The sequence below is a fragment of the Nostoc sp. UHCC 0302 genome (assembly GCF_038096175.1).
Taxonomy (GTDB): Bacteria; Cyanobacteriota; Cyanobacteriia; order Cyanobacteriales; family Nostocaceae; genus UHCC-0302.
Genome location: NZ_CP151099.1, coordinates 4271840 through 4291300, shown reverse-complemented (window position 1 = coordinate 4291300; position 19461 = coordinate 4271840). Strand labels below are relative to the sequence as shown.

22 protein-coding genes are annotated in these 19461 nt (G+C 42.6%); 9 read left to right on the top strand and 13 right to left on the bottom strand.

Features of this window, described 5'->3' with window-relative positions; all coding sequences use genetic code 11:
- Positions 1-14 precede the first annotated feature (14 nt).
- The 5 genes from WKK05_RS18585 to carA form a co-directional block, all read right to left on the bottom strand.
- A complete protein-coding gene (locus WKK05_RS18585) occupies positions 15-317 on the bottom strand; it encodes a DUF1816 domain-containing protein (protein ID WP_341524587.1) in 303 nt (100 codons plus the stop codon).
- Positions 318-401: 84 nt separating this feature from the next.
- The gene (rlmB, locus tag WKK05_RS18580) at positions 402-1382 is read right to left on the bottom strand and encodes a 23S rRNA (guanosine(2251)-2'-O)-methyltransferase RlmB (RefSeq protein WP_341524586.1); all 981 of its coding nucleotides are present in this window, start codon (positions 1380-1382) and stop codon (positions 402-404) included.
- Between the two features lie 92 nt (positions 1383-1474).
- Positions 1475-1957 carry a ribonuclease III domain-containing protein gene (locus WKK05_RS18575; RefSeq protein ID WP_341524585.1) on the bottom strand — a complete coding sequence of 161 codons (483 nt, stop codon included), beginning with the start codon at positions 1955-1957 and terminating at the stop codon, positions 1475-1477.
- Positions 1958-2494: 537 nt separating this feature from the next.
- Entirely contained in the window at positions 2495-2866 is a 372-nt protein-coding gene (locus WKK05_RS18570; protein ID WP_341531121.1) for an STAS domain-containing protein, read from the bottom strand.
- A gap of 185 nt (positions 2867-3051) precedes the next feature.
- Positions 3052-4218, bottom strand: coding sequence for a glutamine-hydrolyzing carbamoyl-phosphate synthase small subunit (gene carA / locus WKK05_RS18565; protein WP_341524584.1), 1167 nt, complete (start codon positions 4216-4218; stop codon positions 3052-3054).
- 289 nt (positions 4219-4507) lie between these two features.
- Here carA and WKK05_RS18560 point away from each other — a divergent pair, with 289 nt between their 5' ends.
- Complete coding sequence (locus WKK05_RS18560) at positions 4508-5557, top strand: retropepsin-like aspartic protease (RefSeq protein WP_341524583.1); 1050 nt, start codon at positions 4508-4510, stop codon at positions 5555-5557.
- On the opposite strand, the gene trpD is transcribed toward WKK05_RS18560, so the two are convergent.
- The 3 genes from trpD to WKK05_RS18545 form a co-directional block, all read right to left on the bottom strand.
- Complete coding sequence (gene trpD, locus WKK05_RS18555) at positions 5487-6611, bottom strand: anthranilate phosphoribosyltransferase (RefSeq protein ID WP_341524582.1); 1125 nt, start codon at positions 6609-6611, stop codon at positions 5487-5489. The genes WKK05_RS18560 and trpD overlap by 71 nt on opposite strands.
- Positions 6612-6697: 86 nt before the next feature.
- The gene (locus WKK05_RS18550; RefSeq protein ID WP_341524581.1) at positions 6698-7582 is read right to left on the bottom strand and encodes a DNA adenine methylase; all 885 of its coding nucleotides are present in this window, start codon (positions 7580-7582) and stop codon (positions 6698-6700) included.
- A 76-nt stretch (positions 7583-7658) separates the two neighbouring features.
- Positions 7659-8306 (bottom strand): M23 family metallopeptidase, encoded by a 648-nt coding sequence (locus WKK05_RS18545; RefSeq protein WP_341531120.1) that lies wholly within the window; start codon positions 8304-8306, stop codon positions 7659-7661.
- 672 nt (positions 8307-8978) lie between these two features.
- On the opposite strand from WKK05_RS18545, the gene WKK05_RS18540 reads away from it, so the two are divergent.
- Positions 8979-9365, top strand: a complete 387-nt coding sequence (locus WKK05_RS18540) for a hypothetical protein (protein WP_341524580.1) — start codon at positions 8979-8981, stop codon at positions 9363-9365.
- Positions 9366-9390: 25 nt separating this feature from the next.
- Here WKK05_RS18540 and WKK05_RS18535 read toward each other — a convergent pair whose 3' ends face one another.
- Positions 9391-10668, bottom strand: coding sequence for a lipid-A-disaccharide synthase (locus WKK05_RS18535; protein WP_341524579.1), 1278 nt, complete (start codon positions 10666-10668; stop codon positions 9391-9393).
- Positions 10669-11088: 420 nt separating this feature from the next.
- On the opposite strand from WKK05_RS18535, the gene WKK05_RS18530 reads away from it, so the two are divergent.
- The 3 genes from WKK05_RS18530 to WKK05_RS18520 all read left to right on the top strand — a co-directional run bounded on the left by WKK05_RS18530 (position 11089) and on the right by WKK05_RS18520 (position 16639).
- Entirely contained in the window at positions 11089-15075 is a 3987-nt protein-coding gene (locus WKK05_RS18530; protein ID WP_341524578.1) for a magnesium chelatase subunit H, read from the top strand.
- Positions 15076-15126: 51 nt separating this feature from the next.
- Entirely contained in the window at positions 15127-15438 is a 312-nt protein-coding gene (locus WKK05_RS18525) for a HigA family addiction module antitoxin (protein ID WP_341524577.1), read from the top strand.
- A 286-nt stretch (positions 15439-15724) separates the two neighbouring features.
- Entirely contained in the window at positions 15725-16639 is a 915-nt protein-coding gene (locus WKK05_RS18520; RefSeq protein WP_341524576.1) for an HNH endonuclease signature motif containing protein, read from the top strand.
- 78 nt (positions 16640-16717) lie between these two features.
- On the opposite strand, the gene WKK05_RS18515 is transcribed toward WKK05_RS18520, so the two are convergent.
- A complete protein-coding gene (locus WKK05_RS18515; protein WP_341524575.1) occupies positions 16718-16999 on the bottom strand; it encodes a hypothetical protein in 282 nt (93 codons plus the stop codon).
- A 169-nt stretch (positions 17000-17168) separates the two neighbouring features.
- Here WKK05_RS18515 and WKK05_RS18510 point away from each other — a divergent pair, with 169 nt between their 5' ends.
- From WKK05_RS18510 to WKK05_RS18500, 3 genes are all read left to right on the top strand, one after another.
- Positions 17169-17387: a hypothetical protein gene (locus WKK05_RS18510; RefSeq protein ID WP_242054986.1), complete on the top strand. Its 219-nt coding sequence runs from the start codon at positions 17169-17171 to the stop codon at positions 17385-17387.
- Positions 17371-17703 carry a type II toxin-antitoxin system PemK/MazF family toxin gene (locus WKK05_RS18505; protein ID WP_341524574.1) on the top strand — a complete coding sequence of 111 codons (333 nt, stop codon included), beginning with the start codon at positions 17371-17373 and terminating at the stop codon, positions 17701-17703. The genes WKK05_RS18510 and WKK05_RS18505 overlap by 17 nt, the downstream gene beginning before the upstream one ends.
- 94 nt (positions 17704-17797) lie before the next feature.
- Positions 17798-18082, top strand: coding sequence for a hypothetical protein (locus tag WKK05_RS18500; RefSeq protein ID WP_341524573.1), 285 nt, complete (start codon positions 17798-17800; stop codon positions 18080-18082).
- On the opposite strand, the gene WKK05_RS18495 is transcribed toward WKK05_RS18500, so the two are convergent.
- From WKK05_RS18495 to WKK05_RS18485, 3 genes are all read right to left on the bottom strand, one after another.
- Positions 18046-18429, bottom strand: a complete 384-nt coding sequence (locus WKK05_RS18495) for a PIN domain-containing protein (protein WP_341524572.1) — start codon at positions 18427-18429, stop codon at positions 18046-18048. The genes WKK05_RS18500 and WKK05_RS18495 overlap by 37 nt on opposite strands.
- Entirely contained in the window at positions 18417-18638 is a 222-nt protein-coding gene (locus WKK05_RS18490) for a hypothetical protein (protein WP_179063863.1), read from the bottom strand. Before WKK05_RS18490 ends, WKK05_RS18495 begins: the two co-directional genes overlap by 13 nt.
- A gap of 388 nt (positions 18639-19026) precedes the next feature.
- Positions 19027-19188, bottom strand: a complete 162-nt coding sequence (locus WKK05_RS18485; RefSeq protein WP_341524571.1) for a hypothetical protein — start codon at positions 19186-19188, stop codon at positions 19027-19029.
- Between the two features lie 15 nt (positions 19189-19203).
- On the opposite strand from WKK05_RS18485, the gene WKK05_RS18480 reads away from it, so the two are divergent.
- Positions 19204-19428 (top strand): addiction module protein, encoded by a 225-nt coding sequence (locus tag WKK05_RS18480; protein ID WP_341524570.1) that lies wholly within the window; start codon positions 19204-19206, stop codon positions 19426-19428.
- The last annotated feature ends 33 nt before the right edge of the window (positions 19429-19461 follow it).

The following is a 19461-nucleotide window of genomic DNA, read 5'->3' as shown; positions in this document are numbered from 1 at the left end:
AAATGTTGCCTAAGTTAAATTTGACCGCCAAAGGCAGGCTGGGCTTTGCGGTCAAACCTTTCCCCCAAGTCATCAGAAATCGTCAAATTAGAAGGTTTGCAGCGCTTGACACTCACCACAATTCCTTGCGCTCCTTCAAATTCTAAATCTTCTACATAGCCTTTACTTGCGAATGCTGCATCAGAAGAAGTGAGAAATGGCCCGAAGAAGTATGTGCAACGGGGATTCTGCGTCACAATCTCTACCCACCAAGCCAATCCAAAGTTGTCGAATATATTAATCAACCCTTCTTTGAGGTTATGCCAAATGGTTTTCATAGTTTTCGCTGTTTTATAAACGTCGTACAGGGTGTCAAACAGTATGCTACTTATTTATCTTTTACATTTCTTTATACTCTTTTACTAAGCTTTTTTTAAAGAGATTTTTTGTAATTTATCTAAATAATGCGTATTTAGTGATCGCTGGCGATAAATTTCATAAAGCGCCATACCCGCGGCTACTGAGGCATTCAGGCTGGGAGTCTTGCCTTGAAGGGGGATTGATACTAAGACATCGCAGGAGCGTTGAGTCAACATACCCAGACCTTCGCCTTCAGAACCAACTACTAAAACGATTGGCCCACTAAAACTAACTGTATGCAATGGTTCGCTACCGGTTGCAGCAGTGCCGTAAATCCAAAAGCCTGCTTCTTTCAATTGTTCCAAAGCGCGGCTGAGATTAACTACTCTAGCCACAGAAAAGCTTTCTAAAGCACCTGCTGCCACTTTCACAACAGTAGAAGTGATTCCGGATGCTCTTCTTTGAGGAATCACCAACCCTTGAGCGCCTATTGCTTCAGCAGTGCGAATAATTGCTCCCAAGTTATGGGGATCAGTAATCCCGTCAGCCACTATAATTACGGGATCAGTTACAGATTTTGCCTGTTCAATTAGCTCTGATAATTCGATGTATTCGTAAGGTGTACTTTGTGCTGCGACACCTTGGTGATTTGCCCCATCGGTGATTTGATCTAAGCGCTTGGGTTCAACTTCGTCAATAACTGTGCCATGATCTTTGGCTTGGAGGATCAGATGGTGAAAACTGGGATCGTAGCGTAAACGGGGAGTAATCCAGATGCGGTTGAGACTACGCTGATTTTTCAACGCACTCAATACTGGATGGCGACCGTAGATCAGATCGTTATCTTCTGTCTCTTGGGGAGATGGAGATGGAGATGGATGGGAGAAATTACGATGTTGACGCGAACCGCCAGGCATGGGTTTAGCATCTATTTTTCGGGGATTGCGAACAGGATCAGCAATAATACGCTTACCCTTTGTTTTTATGGGTTGCCCACGGTTCTGTTCGCTAGAAGAATTGATTTTTTTTGGGTGATTCGCCATGTGATTTTTAGATATAGCTGGTGAATAGGCATCCCGATTAGCTCAATCTACTGAACTTACTTTACTGATTTGGTTATTGTCAGGTTGAGTTCTCATTCTTTCTCTAGATTGAGTATTTGCAACAGTTCAGTTAGGCGTTGGTAATCGGTGAGATATAGGTAGCCAATTAAGGTTTCTAAACTTGTTGCTTGTTGATAAATTCCTGGATCTACACGCTTCGGGCGTCCTGTGGCTGCGTTTCGACCCCGGCGGACAATTTCTAATTCGGTGTTCCTCAAATGAGGAGTCAGCGATCGCAAGTGTAGCGCTTGGGTTTCTGCTCTTACCTGTTCCACTACCAGTCGATGGTATTTTTCTGGTCGCTGTAGTGGTAGTAGATAAAACATCCTAACATAAAGTTCATAAATTGCATCCCCCAAATAAGCTAAAGCCGCGGGAGAAATTTGTTGCAGTTGTGACAGGGAAATCTGTTGTGGTAATTGTGCTGTGGCTGCTAAGAGCGCTTGACTCCAAGACAAATTCTCTTCCGGAGCTTCATCTTGCCCATCTAATAGCTCTTCGTCCTTTGACTTCACTAATAAATCATTCCTTGACTCACTACATTATTTCAAGGCATTCTTTGCAAAGATTGATTTTTTTAAAGTATGCCATGCTAGTATACCTAGCATAAACAACACTATCAAAATTACTTAGATAATTTTATTTTTTTGAGGAAAAGTTGGCATTTTAGCTTACCCTGAGTTTAGATGATAATTAACTAATGTTTGCGCTAGTTCTTGTAGTGTGTGCTTAAAATAGGGTAAAATCTTGACAACTAAACGCCTATTCAACTTGGATACATTGCCATACTAGGTTGGTAAAAGTAATCTCCAGGTGTAAGGTATTAAGTAAAATATAGCTGTCAAATTAATCTGCAAGCTTTTTGTTAATTTATCACACCTCTATCGGCTAGGTGTCTATAGTAATTATCTAGATAACTTTCTTTAGAAATAATAGTTCAACTGGCTGTTTGCCTCTCCCACAAGGAGAGAGGTTTTCTCGCCAGAAGTTTTAAAAGTTAAGCTATCAAGATACAACCTTGGATAGCTGAATTCAACTCTCAGGTCAAGCAATCAAGACAACTTGGCGTTTTCTAGAGCCGCTTCAACTGATAGTTGCAGGGAGAGAAACTTCTCTAAGCGAACAAGCTTGACCGTTTGAGTGACGCGAGCATTCGTGACAATTTGGAAGGTACCATCGGCATTTTGAGCTTGCTTGGCTAGCTGCACCAAAGCACCCAAGCCGGAACTATCAACAAAATCAATTTGTGAGAGATCCAGAATAATGTGCTTTGGCCCCTCTTCAATTTTACTGCCTAGCACCTTACGAAATGTCGGCTCAGAAAAGGCGTCTAACAAGCCTGTGAGGCGGAATAGCTGACAGTTATCCCGGACTTCGCGAGTACCTCTCAGGCTCACGGTTAGATTCAGTGGCTCAGCAATAATTCCCTCCTCATGAGTTAAAGTGAACGCTCAAGTATAGATGTTTTTTGAGCAAGTTGTCTACAATCTGCTGGAGTAAGGCGAGCGGGGGCAGGGAGCAGAGGGGCAAGGGAGCAGGGGAGAAGAAATTTGCCTAGTCCCCAGTCCCCAGTCCCCAGTTCCCAGTCCCCATGCCCCATACCCCATTTTTACCTTACTTCTGCTGTTGCAGCTTTGCGTGCTGCTCGCATTGTTTCGACAAATTGCTCAAACAAGTAATCAGCATCGTGAGGGCCTGGGCTGGCTTCTGGGTGGTATTGTACGGAGAACACAGGTAGAGATTTATGACGTACTCCAGCAACAGTGCGATCGTTTAAATTCAGGTGGCTGATTTCTACGACTGCTTCCGGTAAGGAATCTGGGTCAATAGCAAAACTGTGGTTTTGACTGGTAATCTCTATCCGTTTTTGCAACCCAGCAGGCTGATTTAAACCCCGATGACCGAATTTGAGTTTAAAGGTTTCTGCACCCAAGGCATGACCCAAAATTTGGTGTCCCATACAAATACCAAAGATGGGTTTTTCACTCAGCAGCAACGCTTTAGCTGTTTCTATCCCTTCGGTGACCGCAGCCGGGTCGCCGGGGCCATTGGAAAGAAATATACCATCTGGATTGTACTTGAGGATTTCTTCTGGAGTTGTATCAGCAGGAACAACAATTACTTGACAACCATAACTTGCTAAACGTCGCAATATATTGCGTTTGACGCCAAAGTCAAGAGCGACAACTGTAAACGATTCTTTGGGATTGTCCGCAGCCTCTAGGTTGAATTCCCACGCGGGGATTGTGGGATCTGACCATTCGTATACCGTTGGCGTAGTGACTTCACGAACCAAATTTAATCCTGCCATGCTGGGAGCTGCCTGTACTTGCTCTAGCAACTCTGCCTCATCCAGAATGGATGTAGAAATCCCACCGTTCATGGCTCCAGACATCCGAATTTTGCGGGTGAGGGCGCGGGTATCGATGCCATAAATACCTGGTATTTGGTTCTGTTTGAGGTAATCAGGTAAAGATTGTGTAGATCGCCAGTTACTCGGTTGGTAACAAATATTGCGAGCGATCGCACCTCGCACCTGTGGTCGAACTGATTCCTCGTCTTCACTATTGACGCCAGTATTACCCAATTCAGGATAGGTAAAAATGACAATCTGACCGCAGTAACTAGGATCGGTCAGTACTTCTTGATATCCGGTCATGCCAGTATTAAACACCACTTCCCCGATCGCGGTTCCTGTAGCACCAAAAGACCAACCGCGATAAGTGGTGCCATCTGCCAGGACAAGTAAAGCTGGTATTGCATCAGATAGGGGCATAAGCGATAGATTGGGATTGGGGACTGAGGATTGGGGATTGGGGATTGGGGTATTGGGAATTGGGGATTGGGTAATTTAGCTATTTTTTCCCTACTCCCTATCCCTTTTTATTCCCTAGTCCCCAGTCACTAATACCGCAGTCACCCATTATCCCACAAGTTAGTGATTGAGACTTTTCAGGAGAATTAATTAAAAATTAAAAATTAAACATCCACAATCTTTAACAAGCGATTTGATTAACTAAGAGTAGATTTGGAGAAGCTTGGGCAGTTTAAGATTAGAGTTAACTATGCTTCAGCCCTTTTTATCCCGTGCAGTCCTAATTTTTCTGTCAAGTGCTTTAGCGGTTTTGACTGTTGCCTGTAATGAAGGCAAACAAAACACCGCAAATGCTGACAATGAGCAACCCACACCCATCGGCGGTCTGGCGGCGGTACAGCCCACTGCCAAACCAACAATACCACCAGCTAGACCAGAAGTATTGCCACTAGAGCCGTCGGAAATTGAACCAAGTTTTTTTGAACTGGCGCTAGACAAAGCTGCTAGTGCTGTGACTATCAGTCAATCTGCTCAATCAAGAGAAGATTGGGATCTGGTAGCGAGTCAGTTCCAGGAGGCGATCGCGCTGATGCAAAACGTGCGGCGGCAAAGCCCGAACTTTGCGATCGCTCAAACAAAAATCAGAGAATACCAGCGCCAAATTAAATATGCCCAACTAAAATCCACTCCTACCCCCTCACAACCAGTTATCGAACCCCAGAAGATAGTTGTCGTTCCGCAAACAGCAACTACACCAAAGTACGCTCCGCCCTTGTATCCTCCTCTACGACGAAAACTGTCAGCACCTGAGCCTGCTTTGCCCTCATCAGCCCTACTTAGCCAAGAGCAAGAAGTGTTTACAGCCCCAATCAAAAGGCGAGTGGGTGGAACACCAATTATTGAAGTTACTTTCAATGGATACAGGCAGTTTGAAATGATTGTGGATACAGGAGCCAGTGGCACAGTTATTACCCAACAGATAGCGAACGCTTTGGGAGTAATACCGGTGGGGAAAGCTAAGGCAAATACGGCAAGTTCCAAAGCTGTGGAATTTCCTGTGGGCTATATTCAGTCAATGGAAGCTGGTGGGATAAAAGTGAATAGAGTACCAGTAGCGATCGCTGGCGTTGATCTCGAAACTGGACTGCTCGGACACGACTTTTTTGGTAACTATGATGTCACCATTAAACGTAATGTCGTGGAATTTCGCCCCCAATCACGCAGCGAAATTAATCCCGCAGAAACTCGACTAACTCCTCCAACTTCGACCAAGCCGCGCCACTTTGTAGAATTTCCTTAGCAATACTGATGCCTTGGGCGTGGTCTAATAAAGCGATCGTACCCGCTACTTGCAACGCTAATGAGGCATTTAACGCCACTGCATCTAGTTGCGCCTGAGTTCCCTTACCTTGCAAAACCGCTTTGAGAATCGCCGCATTTTCTTGGACATCTCCACCCCGAAGCGCACCTATGGGAGCAGGTGTTATATCCAATTCTTGGGGATTTACACTAGTTAACTGTACCTCACCCTCAGATAACACCGCTAAGTCAGTTACATCTCCTAACCCTGCTTCATCGAGTTTTTCTCGCCCATGCACAACAATTGCCTTTTGCTTGCCTAAATTTTGTAATGCATGAGCAACCGTAGCTAAAAGCTTTGGGGTAAATAGCCCCACCACCTGCCCAGTTGGACGCAAAGGATTCACTAATGGCCCTAGTAAATTAAATACCGTCCGTATCTTCAGAGTTCGTCGCAATGGGGCAACTGCTTTAAGTGCTGGATGCCAACCAGAGGCAAACAAGAAGGTGATCCCGACTTCTGGTAGTGCTGCTTGTACTTTTTCGCTAGACGCACTGAGGTTGATGCCTAAAGCCTCCAAGACATCAGCACTTCCTGTAAGACTTGATGCCGAACGATTGCCATGTTTAGCGACGGGGACGCCATAGGCCGCGGCAACGAAAGCAACCGCTGTGGAAATATTAAAGGTTGATGACCCATCGCCGCCAGTGCCACAGGTATCTATTACAGGAGGTGATTGGGGATTAAGAATTGGGGATTGGGAAGAGTTAGATTTCCCAGTCCCCAGTCCCCATTGCCCTTTATCCCCAGTCCCCAGTTTTGATTGAGATTGCAATACTTCAGCCATCCCAGTTAATTCTTCAGCAGAAACGCCTTTAAAGTTCAATGCTGTTAAAATAGCCCCCGACAATTCTGGAGGAACAGACTCAGTTAACCACCCTTGCATCAATTCAGCAGCTTGAGTTCGGGACAATGATTCACCATCAATTAATTGTTGCAGTAGGATGCACCAGTTAGCGGCAGATTCTGGAGCAGAGATTAGGGAATTCGTCATAGAATTAGGTTTGTCGGTTGTTAGATGTAGCTCAGTTGAAGGGTATGCGAGCTATCCTACCGAAAAATGCAAAGTAACAGCAAAGTTTAGGTTAAAACATCAAGGCTCAACTGGATTGGGCTAGCAACGTACTGATCGTTTAATTTTTTATCTAAATCTCGTTTAATTTCATAGTTAGCAATAAATAGTTCTTTTCCTTTTGCAGCACTATTCTGCTTATAGTTATTCATGCCATACTGCAATTCCCACTCTGAAATATTGACCAATTTAAAATTTTCTCTAATTTGCGGCGAGTTGTCGTAAGTAATTAGCCAAAGATGATCACAGTGCTTTAAAAGTTCAGGAAATCTCTGATGGTCAAAATATGTATGTAAATCGCCATTTCTGCCATATAGTTTTGATTTAGTTGCACTAAAATATGGTGGGTCTAAAAATATAAATACATCTTTTGCATCTGTATTTAGTAGATGACTGTAATCTAAATTAGTGATTTTGATATTTCCCGACAAAATATATTCTAACTTTTCTAAACGGTCTATTGATGTATCAGTAAATCGTTTATGAAAAGCTTCATTTGAAAAACCACCTGATTCTACTGTTCCAGAAAATGTAATTCTATTGAGAACAAAAAAGCGAACTGCTCTTTCAAAATCAGATAAACTGTTTATATCCACACTTGTCAATTCTGAAAATAGTAATTTGCCATCAGTATATTTATATTTAATGCTGCGAATTTCTGAAACTAGCCGAACTAAATCAGATTGAGCAAACTTCCAGAATAGAAATAGCTCACGATTTAAATCGTTAATCCAAATCTTCAAATCAGGAAATTTTTGCTTTAAATAAATAAATACAGAGCCACCACCCACAAAAGGTTCTCGAAATTCTGAAAAACTCTCGGGTAAGTATTCAGCTATTTGAGTTATTGCTTTTGATTTACCACCAGGATAACGAAGTGGGCTTTTAAGCATAATTTTGTCAAAATTCAGAAATATTTTGAAATTATATTACTAATAAGTAGATAGGCATAAATATTACTTAACCTAATTAGTAACCAGAATCACGAGTAGATTTTGATTCTTTAATTATTACTTGTGACTGTTGCGAATTAACTCTTGCTGTTCCGCTTCTGGCAAGTTGCTGCTGAGAAAACATTTCCCGTAAAACGAGTGCAGGATCTACATAGTTATTAGCATACTTAAGTCCCCAGTGGAGATGTGGCCCAGTGGTACGTCCAGTCATCCCTACTCTGCCAATTCTGGCTCCAGTAGGTATTTGCTGACCTTCCCAAATTTGAATTCCACCTGCACTATCAATCAGATAGCGACCATTTTCTGTGGTTTCAACATATCCTTCCATATGGCAATAAGTGTGCTGCCATTCTCCTGATTTAATTACTATATAAGTGCCGCAGGCGTCGCGATCGCTAACTTTAACTACTGTACCAGCCCACCAGTTGCGAATGTAACTACCTTGTGGAGCAGCCATGTCTAAGCCACCATGAAATTCCCAATTCACCCCACCAGTAGCAGACACACGATAGCCAAAGCCAGATGTATAAGATTGAAAGTTTTCTACAGGGAAAGATGCTGCTAACCAGCTATTAGTTCTCGCTGCTTTTTTTGGTCGCGCTTTTTTAACTTTAGTAGGTTCTGGCTTAGGCGATGAAGCTGCTATCCAACTGTTAACCTCCACTACCTTTTTTTGCTGCACTTCTTTAGCTTTAATACTTTCTGGCTTAGGTGATGAATAATTTGCTAACTTACTATCACCAACATTTGCTTTCTCTGGCTGCACTTCTTTAGCTCTAATTATTCTTGGTTTAGGCGATAGAGGAATTAAATTTACAACACCAAATCCTAATATTAATAGAGTGGCTCCGCAAATGATTATATTTTTTTGCTCTTTAATCATTCTTTTGATTCCTCAAACCATTAATATAAATATGCATAAAATGTTTTATTTTTTCCGGAAAAGATAGTTTTAAATCTCTGCTATAAATTTAAAACTATTATAAGAAATAATTTGACTGTCAACAAAAATTGTTGCGTTTTAGCGCTAAAGCACAACTACTAATGTTTCAAATCAAACTTGACAGAATAGTAGTCATAAATAATAGAAGTAGTAAATATATTTAACTAGTGTTACCTGATACTAAGTAGAAAATAATATGCATTTAATCTACAAAAAAATGTCAAAATAATACATTTACGAACTAATTTCGTTAGTCAAATGAAGTAAGTTTACCCAAGTGATAGTTGCTAAACTGTCAAAATGTTGCTATTTTTTATGCTAAAAATTGCTGAAAAGGTCAATTGAGCATTGATAAAAAAGTCAAGTTGACTATTTGCAGGACGCACCCAAGCCATGCTAACTGAAATTTTACCTTTCCGCGTTGAGTTAGACACGATCGCGATCGCTGGAGCGAGTTTGTGGTCTTTGGCAATATATCTAGCTTTTTCCCCAGCCAGTGAATGGGTAATTGAGCAACTAAACCGCTGGTTTAATTTTGCGGAGCGATCGCTTTACACCAGCCAATCAGAATTTGAAAAGACTCGTCGAGCTAGAGAATCGCAAAATGCTTTCTACGCCTCATTATTTAGCATTGTGCCTTTCTTGATAATTGGCGCTTTCTGTAACTGGGGTATAGAAATTAGTTTAGGTCGCGGCTGGGCAGTCAGCACTGGCATACTTGCCTCTATTGGTTCTGGTATTTATGAACTGGGGCGACGAGATGGGCAATCTTCAGATTAGTTATTGGGTATGGGGTATTGGGCATTTATTTCTCCCCTACTCTCCCACTCTCCCACTTTCCGATTTCCTCGCACACAATCTGTGCTATCTTTTGCGCGGCTCCACCTTCACCACGAACGCTGCGTAACTTGGTTCGCATCTCCTCCAGTTTTTCTGGATTAGCTAAAAAGTCCAAAACTATTTCCGCCACTTCTTGCGGCTGGAGTTTGCCTACAAGTTCTGGCACAATCTCTTCTTTTGCCCAGATATTCGGCCATGCTAATAAACCTTTACGTCTTAAAAAAAACCAATTAATCATTTTGGCAAAGGTAGTACCTACACCTGGCAAATTTGCCAGTAACCCAGGTAAACCATCCCAAGAACGCATGGCATCGAGTTGTTGTGTTGGGAGTAATACAACCATTGGCACAGCTAAAGCACCGAGTTCAGCAGTGTTCGCTCCTACTGTAGTCAGGCAAATGCAACATTGGGATAATAAACCATAAGCAGGAGTCTCTTGCCATAGCTCTACAGTTAAGCCCGTTGCTGTTTTAAGGACGGAATACTCTGATTCGATTAAGACTGCTGGCGAACTACCAAAGATATTGACAAAAGGGTTTTTTTGGGGATCAGCAAAACTAGCTAGAGTTTGTAAATCTAAAGTCGGGGCGACAGGAATCGCAAATTTTGTTTGAGGTCTTTTTGCGTGAATAAATTCAGCAATAGCTAAATTTAGGGGTACTCCTTGCGTTAATTTTGCCGCTTTCGATCCAGGCAAAATACCAATAAGTTCAGTAGAAACGCGATTAATCGCGTCTGCACAAGTAAAAAGTTCGTCGCGTGCTTCTAGCATCAAATCTCCCACAATAGTCAATTTGTGGGCATATTTCTGCGGAACACGGGCAGCGACTTCAGGCTTCATTACTGCAAAGCGGTCAATCCATTTATGCCAACGTGCTTCCCATTCGGCGTAAACAATTGTGCAATACCCTAGTTTTTTGCCAATGACTACAGGGAAAATTTGGTCACCACCAAGGAAAATTACTACACCGCGACTTCTCCAGTCCCAATTTTCAAATGTTTTTCCCCGAAGCAAAAATTGCCAAAAATGCTCTGCTCCCTGAACCCTGTCTACTTCTGGATAAGACTGAGCGATCGCAACTTCTTTGCCACTAGCATTTGGACAAGGAGATAATACTACAGAAATTCTTACCACAGAACGGTCATCACCCAACTGTTGCCGCAATGCCTTAACAACTGGACGCACCCATGTCGTAACCTCTCCAGGCCCATTCGAGAGAATCAAAATATCAAATTTTGTCATTTGTCATTTGTCATTGGTCATTTGTCATTGGTGAAAACTAATTAGTTCCCCAGTCCTGAATCCCCAGTCCCCAATCCCCAGCCCCTAGTCCTTGGTCATTTGTCATTTGTCACTGGTGAAAACTAATTAGTTCCCCAGTCCCGAATCCCCAGCCCCCAGTCCCTAGTCCCCATTCCCCAAATATTAATTTTTCGTTACATAAACTGGAGTAATCACTATGATTACTTGTCAATATAAGTTAAAAAATATTTCATTTTATATATCGATTTGTGTCAGAAAGAGGATAAAATCCTCACTGTGTAAGCGTTTTCTGATAAAAAACTCTTATTGCCGAATATTTTCAGAGAAGAAGTCAGCAGTGGCGGTTGAGCCGCTAATAACTTCCCCCAGAGAACACGGATCAAAGGAGCCTAAGACAGCATGTTCACCCACGTCAAGTCCACCATTAGACATATTGCGCCTGATAACCTGCGCGGACGTAATTTAATTAAGGTGGTCTATGTCGTGCTTGAGTCTCAGTACCAGAGTGCATTGTCGCAAGCGGTTCGCACGATTAACTCGAACAATCCCAACCTGGCGATTGAAATCAGCGGCTACTTGATTGAAGAACTCCGCGACCCAGAGAACTACGAGGAGTTCAAACGGGATATGGAGAGTGCCAACATCTTCATCGCCTCTCTGATTTTTATCGAAGACTTAGCACAGAAAGTAGTAACAGCAGTCGAACCACACCGCGATCGCTTAGATGTTGCCGTGGTCTTTCCTTCCATGCCAGAGGTAATGCGCCTGAACAAAATGGGCAGTTTTTCCTTGGCACAGTTGGGACAGTCCAAGAGTGCGATCGCCCAATTCATGCGGAAACGTAAAGAAAAATCCGGTGCAGGATTCCAAGATGGGATGCTGAAGCTTTTGCGAACATTGCCGCAAGTGCTGAAGTTCCTACCAATGGACAAGGCACAGGATGCCCGAAATTTCATGCTCAGCTTTCAGTATTGGCTAGGAGGTTCTCCAGAAAATCTGGAAAACTTCTTGCTGATGCTAGCTGATAAATACATATTTAAAGGCTTAGAGAAACAAAATTTTGCACCTTCCACATATCAACAGCCGGTGGTTTATCCCGATTTGGGGATTTGGCATCCATTAGCTGCCAGTATGTTTGAGGATGTAAGAGAATACCTCAACTGGTATACAGCTCGTAAAGATATCTCTAGCGATCTCAAAGATCCTTTAGCTCCCTGTGTGGGGTTAGTATTACAACGCACTCACCTAGTTACCGGCGATGATGCCCATTATGTGGCAATGGTGCAGGAGTTGGAAGCACTAGGGGCAAGAGTAATTCCTGTTTTTGCTGGTGGTTTGGACTTTTCCAAGCCTGTGGATGCTTACTTCTATGAACCGACGACTAACACGCCGTTGGTAGATGCAGTTATATCGTTGACTGGTTTTGCCTTGGTGGGTGGCCCCGCCAGACAAGATCATCCCAAAGCAATTGATTCACTCAAACGCCTAAATCGTCCTTACATGGTAGCGTTGCCCTTAATTTTCCAAACCACAGAAGAGTGGATGGATAGTGATTTAGGGTTACATCCGATTCAAGTCGCTTTGCAAATTGCAATTCCGGAATTGGATGGGGCAATTGAGCCAATAATTTTATCAGGGAGAGATGGCACAACCGGTAAAGCGATCGCACTACGCGATCGGGTTGAAGCGGTAGCCGAACGCGCCTTAAGATGGGCTAACCTCCGCCGCAAGCCGAAGCTTGATAAAAAAGTCGCCATCACCGTTTTCAGCTTCCCGCCAGATAAAGGCAACGTCGGAACCGCCGCTTACTTGGATGTATTCGGCTCAATTTACGAGGTGATGAAAGCCCTTAAAAATAACGGTTACGACTTACCAGAATTGCCAGAATCAGCCGAAGCGTTGATGCAAGAAGTCATCCATGACGCCCAAGCGCAGTACAACAGCCCAGAACTCAACATTGCTTACAAAATGTCGGTTCCTGAGTATGAGGCGCTGACCCCATATTCTCAACGTTTAGAAGAAAACTGGGGGCCACCTCCTGGACATCTCAACAGCGACGGGCAGAACTTGCTGATTTATGGTAAGCAATTTGGTAACGTTTTCATCGGTGTGCAACCAACATTTGGTTACGAAGGTGACCCGATGCGGCTGTTGTTCTCCCGTTCAGCTAGTCCTCACCACGGTTTTGCTGCCTACTACACTTACCTAGAGCAAGTTTGGAAAGCTGATGCCGTGCTGCACTTTGGTACTCACGGTTCCTTAGAATTCATGCCCGGTAAACAGATGGGGATGTCTGGTGATTGTTATCCAGATAACTTGATTGGCTCAATTCCTAACCTGTATTACTACGCAGCGAATAATCCGAGTGAAGCGACAATTGCCAAACGTCGGAGTTATGCCGAAACAATTTCCTACTTGACACCGCCGGCAGAAAATGCTGGTTTGTATAAAGGTTTGAAGGAACTCAGCGAGTTAATTGCTTCTTACCAAACCTTGAAAGACAGTGGACGCGGCATTCCCATTGTTAATAGCATTATGGATAAATGCCGGATTGTGAATCTGGATAAGGATATTAACCTGCCAGAAACCGATGCCAAGGAAATGTCTGCCGAAGAGCGGGATAATATTGTTGGCAACGTCTACCGCAAGTTGATGGAAATCGAGTCGCGGTTGTTGCCTTGTGGATTGCACGTGATTGGTAAACCGCCAAGTGCAGAAGAAGCGATCGCAACTCTCGTCAACATTGCTAGTCTAGATCGTCAGGAAGAAGGCATTCAAGGCTTACCCGGAATTATCGCTAACAGCATTGGACGCAACATTGACGATATTTACCAAAGTAACGACAGAGGCATTTTACAAGATGTCCAGTTATTGCAAGATATTACTTTGGCAACCCGTGCAGCAGTTACCGCCCTTGTTCAAGAGCAAATTGACGCCGAAGGGCGAGTTTCTCTAGTTTCTCGGCTCAACTTCTTCAACATGGGCAAAAAAGAACCTTGGGTAGAAGCATTGCATAAAGCAGGCTATCCCAAAGTTGATACCACAGCTTTAAAACCCCTGTTTGAGTACTTAGAATTCTGCTTGCAGCAAGTTTGTGCTGACAACGAACTGGGAGCATTACTTAAAGGGTTAGAAGGCGAGTACATCCTACCTGGGCCTGGTGGTGATCCCATCCGCAACCCGGATGTATTGCCCACTGGTAAGAATATCCATGCTTTAGATCCGCAATCCATCCCTACAACAGCAGCAGTACAATCAGCCAAAATTGTTGTAGATAGGCTTTTGGCACGTAACAAGGCAGAAAACGATGGAAAATGGCCAGAAACAATCGCCTGCGTCCTCTGGGGAACCGATAACATCAAAACTTACGGTGAATCCCTAGCGCAAATCATGTGGATGGTGGGCGTGCGTCCAGTTCCCGATGCCTTGGGACGGGTGAACAAGTTGGAATTGATATCCTTAGAAGAGTTGGGACGCCCCAGAATTGATGTGGTAATCAACTGTTCTGGTGTATTCCGCGACTTGTTCATCAACCAAATGAACCTGCTAGATCAAGGCGTGAAAATGGCAGCTGAGGCAGATGAACCCTTAGAAATGAACTTTGTTCGCAAACACGCTTTGCAACAAGCTGAAGAAATGGGGATTAATCTTCGTCAAGCAGCGACGCGCGTTTTCTCCAATGCTTCTGGTTCTTATTCGTCAAATATCAACTTGGCGGTAGAAAACAGCACTTGGGATAGCGAAGCCGAGTTGCAGGAAATGTATCTCAACCGGAAATCCTTCTCCTTCAATTCCGATAACCCTGGAATGATGGACGAATCCCGCCAGATTTTTGAAAGCACATTGAAAACTGCTGATGCAACCTTCCAAAATTTGGATTCTTCCGAGATTAGCTTAACGGACGTTTCTCATTACTTTGATTCAGATCCCACTAAGCTTGTGGCAAGTCTGCGGGGTGATGGTAAAAAACCAGCATCTTATATTGCAGATACAACCACAGCTAACGCCCAAGTACGGACATTATCAGAAACCGTGCGCTTAGATGCGCGTACCAAATTATTAAATCCCAAATGGTACGAGGGGATGCTGTCTCACGGTTACGAAGGTGTGCGCGAACTCTCCAAGCGGTTGGTGAATACAACAGGTTGGAGTGCGACAGCCGGCGCTGTGGATAACTGGATTTATGAGGATACTAATGAAACCTTCATTAAAGATGAAGAAATGCAGAAACGCTTGCTGAACCTCAACCCCCATTCTTTCCGCAAGATTGTATCAACTTTGTTGGAAGTGAATGGACGCGGTTATTGGGAGACTAGCGAGGAGAATTTAGATCGTCTGCGCGAGTTGTACCAAGAAGTTGAAGACCGGATTGAAGGGATAGACTAGGATTACATGGGCAGGCTTTATGCCTGCCTTAATAATGAGATAAGGTTAATTATGGATAATTGGCAAGATATTACTGATGATATATTAGTAAGACCAATACATCCTGGTGAAGTAATTGTAGATATTTTAGATTATTTAGATATTGATACCGCAAATTTTGCAGAAAATTTAGGAGTATCTAATCAAACAATTCAGGAAATTATTAATGGTCAAAGAGCAATTACAGTAGATATAGCAATACGTCTTGGTAAAGCTTTAGGAAATGGCCCAAGACTTTGGCTCAATCTTCAGCAAAAAGTTGATCTTTGGGATGCTTTGCAAAGCCATAAAGAAGAATATGAGCAAGTCATGACATTGGTTTAGAAGAAATAAAATTATATTAACTTTATTGGAAGTGAATGGACGCGGTTATTGGGAGACTAGCGAGGAGAATTTAGATTGCCTGCGCGAGTTGTACAAGAAGTTGAAGACCAGATTGAAGGGATTGAGTAAGTTTAATACATAACTAATAAGGTAGGAGGCACGGGGTAATACCGTGCCTTCTGCATTAATCTAACTTTTCACTGTATGTAGAAGAAGAAAACAAATTAGCAAATATAATAGTGTACATCTGTCAACAAATCTTTAATACTTGTTGTGGAGGTTACAGTTGCCTAAAAGAAAGCATCCTTCAATAGAGCAAAGAGAACGTTTGCTTACGAAGAATCTATATAGGTGTTGTGTCTGTAAAAGAGGGAGTGTCGGTCTTCATTTGCATCATATTGATGAAGATTCTTCTAATACCGTTGACGATAATCTCGCTGTTTTGTGTGTTCAGGATCATGATTTGCATCACAGACCTGATGCCTATGACCGTGTAAAGCATGCCGAATTAGGTGGGGAGAAGATCAAAGAATTTAAAAGTTCCTGGGAAAGCTTTGTCACAGAAGCTAGGCAAGATAAACCAAAGATTATTGCTACTATTAGCGCATATGGAAATTATGAACATATCCATGCAGCTCAATTAGTTATGCAGTGGTTTGACGAGAAGATTGAGTATGAGAGAATATTTCATCTTCTTGAGGGTGATTACGAGTATTGGGCAGAAGAAATTATTCGTGAAGTTCATGATTTTGGAAAAAATATTAAAGTAGCTATTATTAATGAGCCGCTTCCAGTTGAACGTTGTCCATGTTGTGGTAAGGGATTTAGTAGAACAGTTAAAGAAGGGATTGCTGTAAAAATGACAGAGCCAAACTGGTCTACTGACTCAACTTGTTCGATATACATCAATCCAAAACAATCATCATTGGCACTCATCATTTCTTTTAGAGATGAAGTAATATACCAAAGCAATCTTCATCTGTGTCAAGGCAAATATCTTCACTACTCAGGCGATTTTTATGACGAGCGTCTTGAGGTCAAAAAACGTCCAAGTGTTAGAACACAACCTACAAAGATTATGCAAAAAGTGGTAGACACTTGGCAACCAAGTAAAATATTTATTGGAACTGGAGATTACAATAAACCATTGTTGATAAATGATTTCGAGTTGCCTCTTTGTTGGGAGAAGCGCACAAGCTAACCCTGCATTGTGTCTACATAGAGCAATCGCACTCACTCTTCCATAATAAGCGATGTCTAACGACAAGCTGCTACGCGTCTACGCTTTATTTTTGAACTTTTCTGCAAGGCGATCGCTCTTGCTCTTCCCCAACAGACAATTGCCTTGTTTTTGAGGTTGCTTAATTTTGAAGATATCTGGTGAATTGATTAACATACGAAGTGTGATCGCATTATTTTTGAGGTTTTCTGCAAAGCGATCGCTCATTCTTAGACAACAGGCGAGCGCTTTGTTTTTGAAGTTTTCTGCAAGGCGATCGCACTCACTCTTCCACAATAGGTGATCGCTTAGTTTTTGAGGTTTTCTGTAAAGCGATCGCACTCACTCTTCCACAATAGGCGATCGCTTAGTTTTTGAGGTTTTCTACAATGTGATCGCACTCACGCTTCCACAAGAGCGATCGCTTTGTTTTTGAAGTTTTCTACAAGGCGTAGGCGTAGCCCGTCGTAGACATCGCTCCTCATCAACTATCGAAGCATAAAATTAAAGCATGACTATTCATAAAACAGATATGCTAAAAACGCTTTGGGCTACTGTTCGGGAAGGAAAAATCGAATTGCTGGAGTCAGAGGAATTACCGGAAGGGACAAGAGTGTTAGTGACGCTGCTTCCTGATGATGAAACTGAATTTTGGCTTCAAACCAGTCAAACATCACTCTCATCAGTTTGGGATAACGCTGAGGATGATGTCTATGCCGAACTACTCTAAAAATGACATCATTTTGGTTCAGTATCCCTTTTCAGATTTGTCCAGTTCAAAAGTTAGACCTGCTGTTGTTGTTAGTGCGCCACACGTTTCTCAAGACATCCTAATTACACCCTTGACGAGCAAAACTGGAGCATTGCTAGAAGGTGAGTTTATCTTGTCTGAATGGGCAGCAGCAGGGCTAAACGTGGCTACAGCAGTCAAGAGAGGTTTATACACAGTGCATAAAAGCTTAGTTGTAAAAGCGATCGGCAAGTTAACTGATGCTGATACTGAACTGTTAGAGCAATCTTTGCGGTGTTGGTTGGGGTTGTCATAGTATTGGCAACTTCGCAAAATTGAGAATTGAATGCCTAAACAAAGCGTACGCGTAGCCCGTCGTAGACATTGCACTCACTCTTCCACAACAAGCGATGTCTAACAAACAGCAAGCCGCTACGGGTCTAGGCTTTGTTTTTGAGGTTTTCTGCAAGGCGAGGCCGAATAGCCCATCGTTGACATCGCTCACTTTTCCATGCAGGCAATGTCTAACGGCAAGCCGCTACACGTCTACGCCTAAAATGGCATCATACAATCAGCGATCGCAACAGACAAAAAGACTCAAACTATCAGTTGATCCAACACTAACACTGTTAACGCTGGTAAAGACGGCAACCGCGCATCATTTGTCAAGAAAAATGATGCACCTCCACGAATAGCAGTAGCTTTTCTGTTTAGCATCTGGGGTTCTTAAGTTATAATTTGCCCTTAATTGTGCTGCATTTTCAGCGATGTCGGGAAAAACCTCGATAGCTGTTAAACCTTGGGAATTAAATAGAATTTCACGATATTGTTGAGCTAATGCTGTGTTTCCTTGTCGCAAGGGATAGACTAACACTTCCGTGATAGTCAAAGCTGATGTTACAACGCTAAAATCACCATGAAACATCGCTTGAAAAAAAGCATCTGTAACATCCAAATAATTAGGATTTTCTTCAATAAAGTAAATTAGTGGAGCAGTATCCAAACCTACAATTTGCCCCTGTAGCTGGACTAGCCATTCCATGAATCACGTTCCTGATTAATGTATTCTTGAGCATCAATGCCATTCCAAATTTCTTTACCTAATCCACGTAATTCGAGGATGCTATGCTTTTGCTTAGGTATCATCGTCACCTGTTGACGAATTAAGCTTGACAATTCTTCAATTAAGCGTATTTGCTCTTCAGGAGTTAAGCTTTGAGCTTGCAATAGTACTTCTTGATAATTAGACATAAAATATACACTGCCACTTCTCTGGACTTTAATTCAAATATACACAGACAGACTGCGTTTCTTTATTTTATAAATAAACGTAGACAGACTTGATATCTGCTTGTTTATCAGAATAACCATTGCGATCGCTCACCCCTCCACAACAAGTGATCACCGTGTTTCTGAGGTTTTCTGCAAGGCGATACCTACGGTGAGCTTCGCTAACGCACTCACTCTTCTACAACAAATTATCGCTTAATTTTTGAGGTTTTCTGCAAGGTGATACCTACGGTGAGCTTCGCTAACGCACTCACTCTTCTACAACAAATTATCGCTTAATTTTTGAGGTTTTCTGCAAGGCGATCGCTCACTCTTTGACAACAGGTGATCGCTTAGTTTTTGAGGTTTTCTACAAGGCGATCGCACTCACTCTTCCACAATAGGCGATCGCTTTGTTTTTGAGTTTTTCTGTAAAGCGATCACTCTGTTGGGCATCAAGGCAGATGTAGCGTTTGATTTGATGGACAAAATCTTGTCCGCTATATTTAATGTGTACCAGTTGCTTCCTCACTCCAAGTTAATCAGCATGGATATCACAGCTACTTTGAACGAAATTGCAACTCTTAGTGTTGAAGATAGAATCCGTATTGTGCAGGCAATTTGGGATAGCATCGCAGCAGAGCAAGTTTACCCTGATTTCACAGATGCACAAAAGCAAGAGCTTGATTATCGAACTGCTGACTATGATTCAAATTCAGATAATGTGCTGACTTGGAAGAAAATCAAAGCATCAATTAAAGGGCGGCAATAAATTAGTTTAAATTTTATAGGAATATTCAAGTTT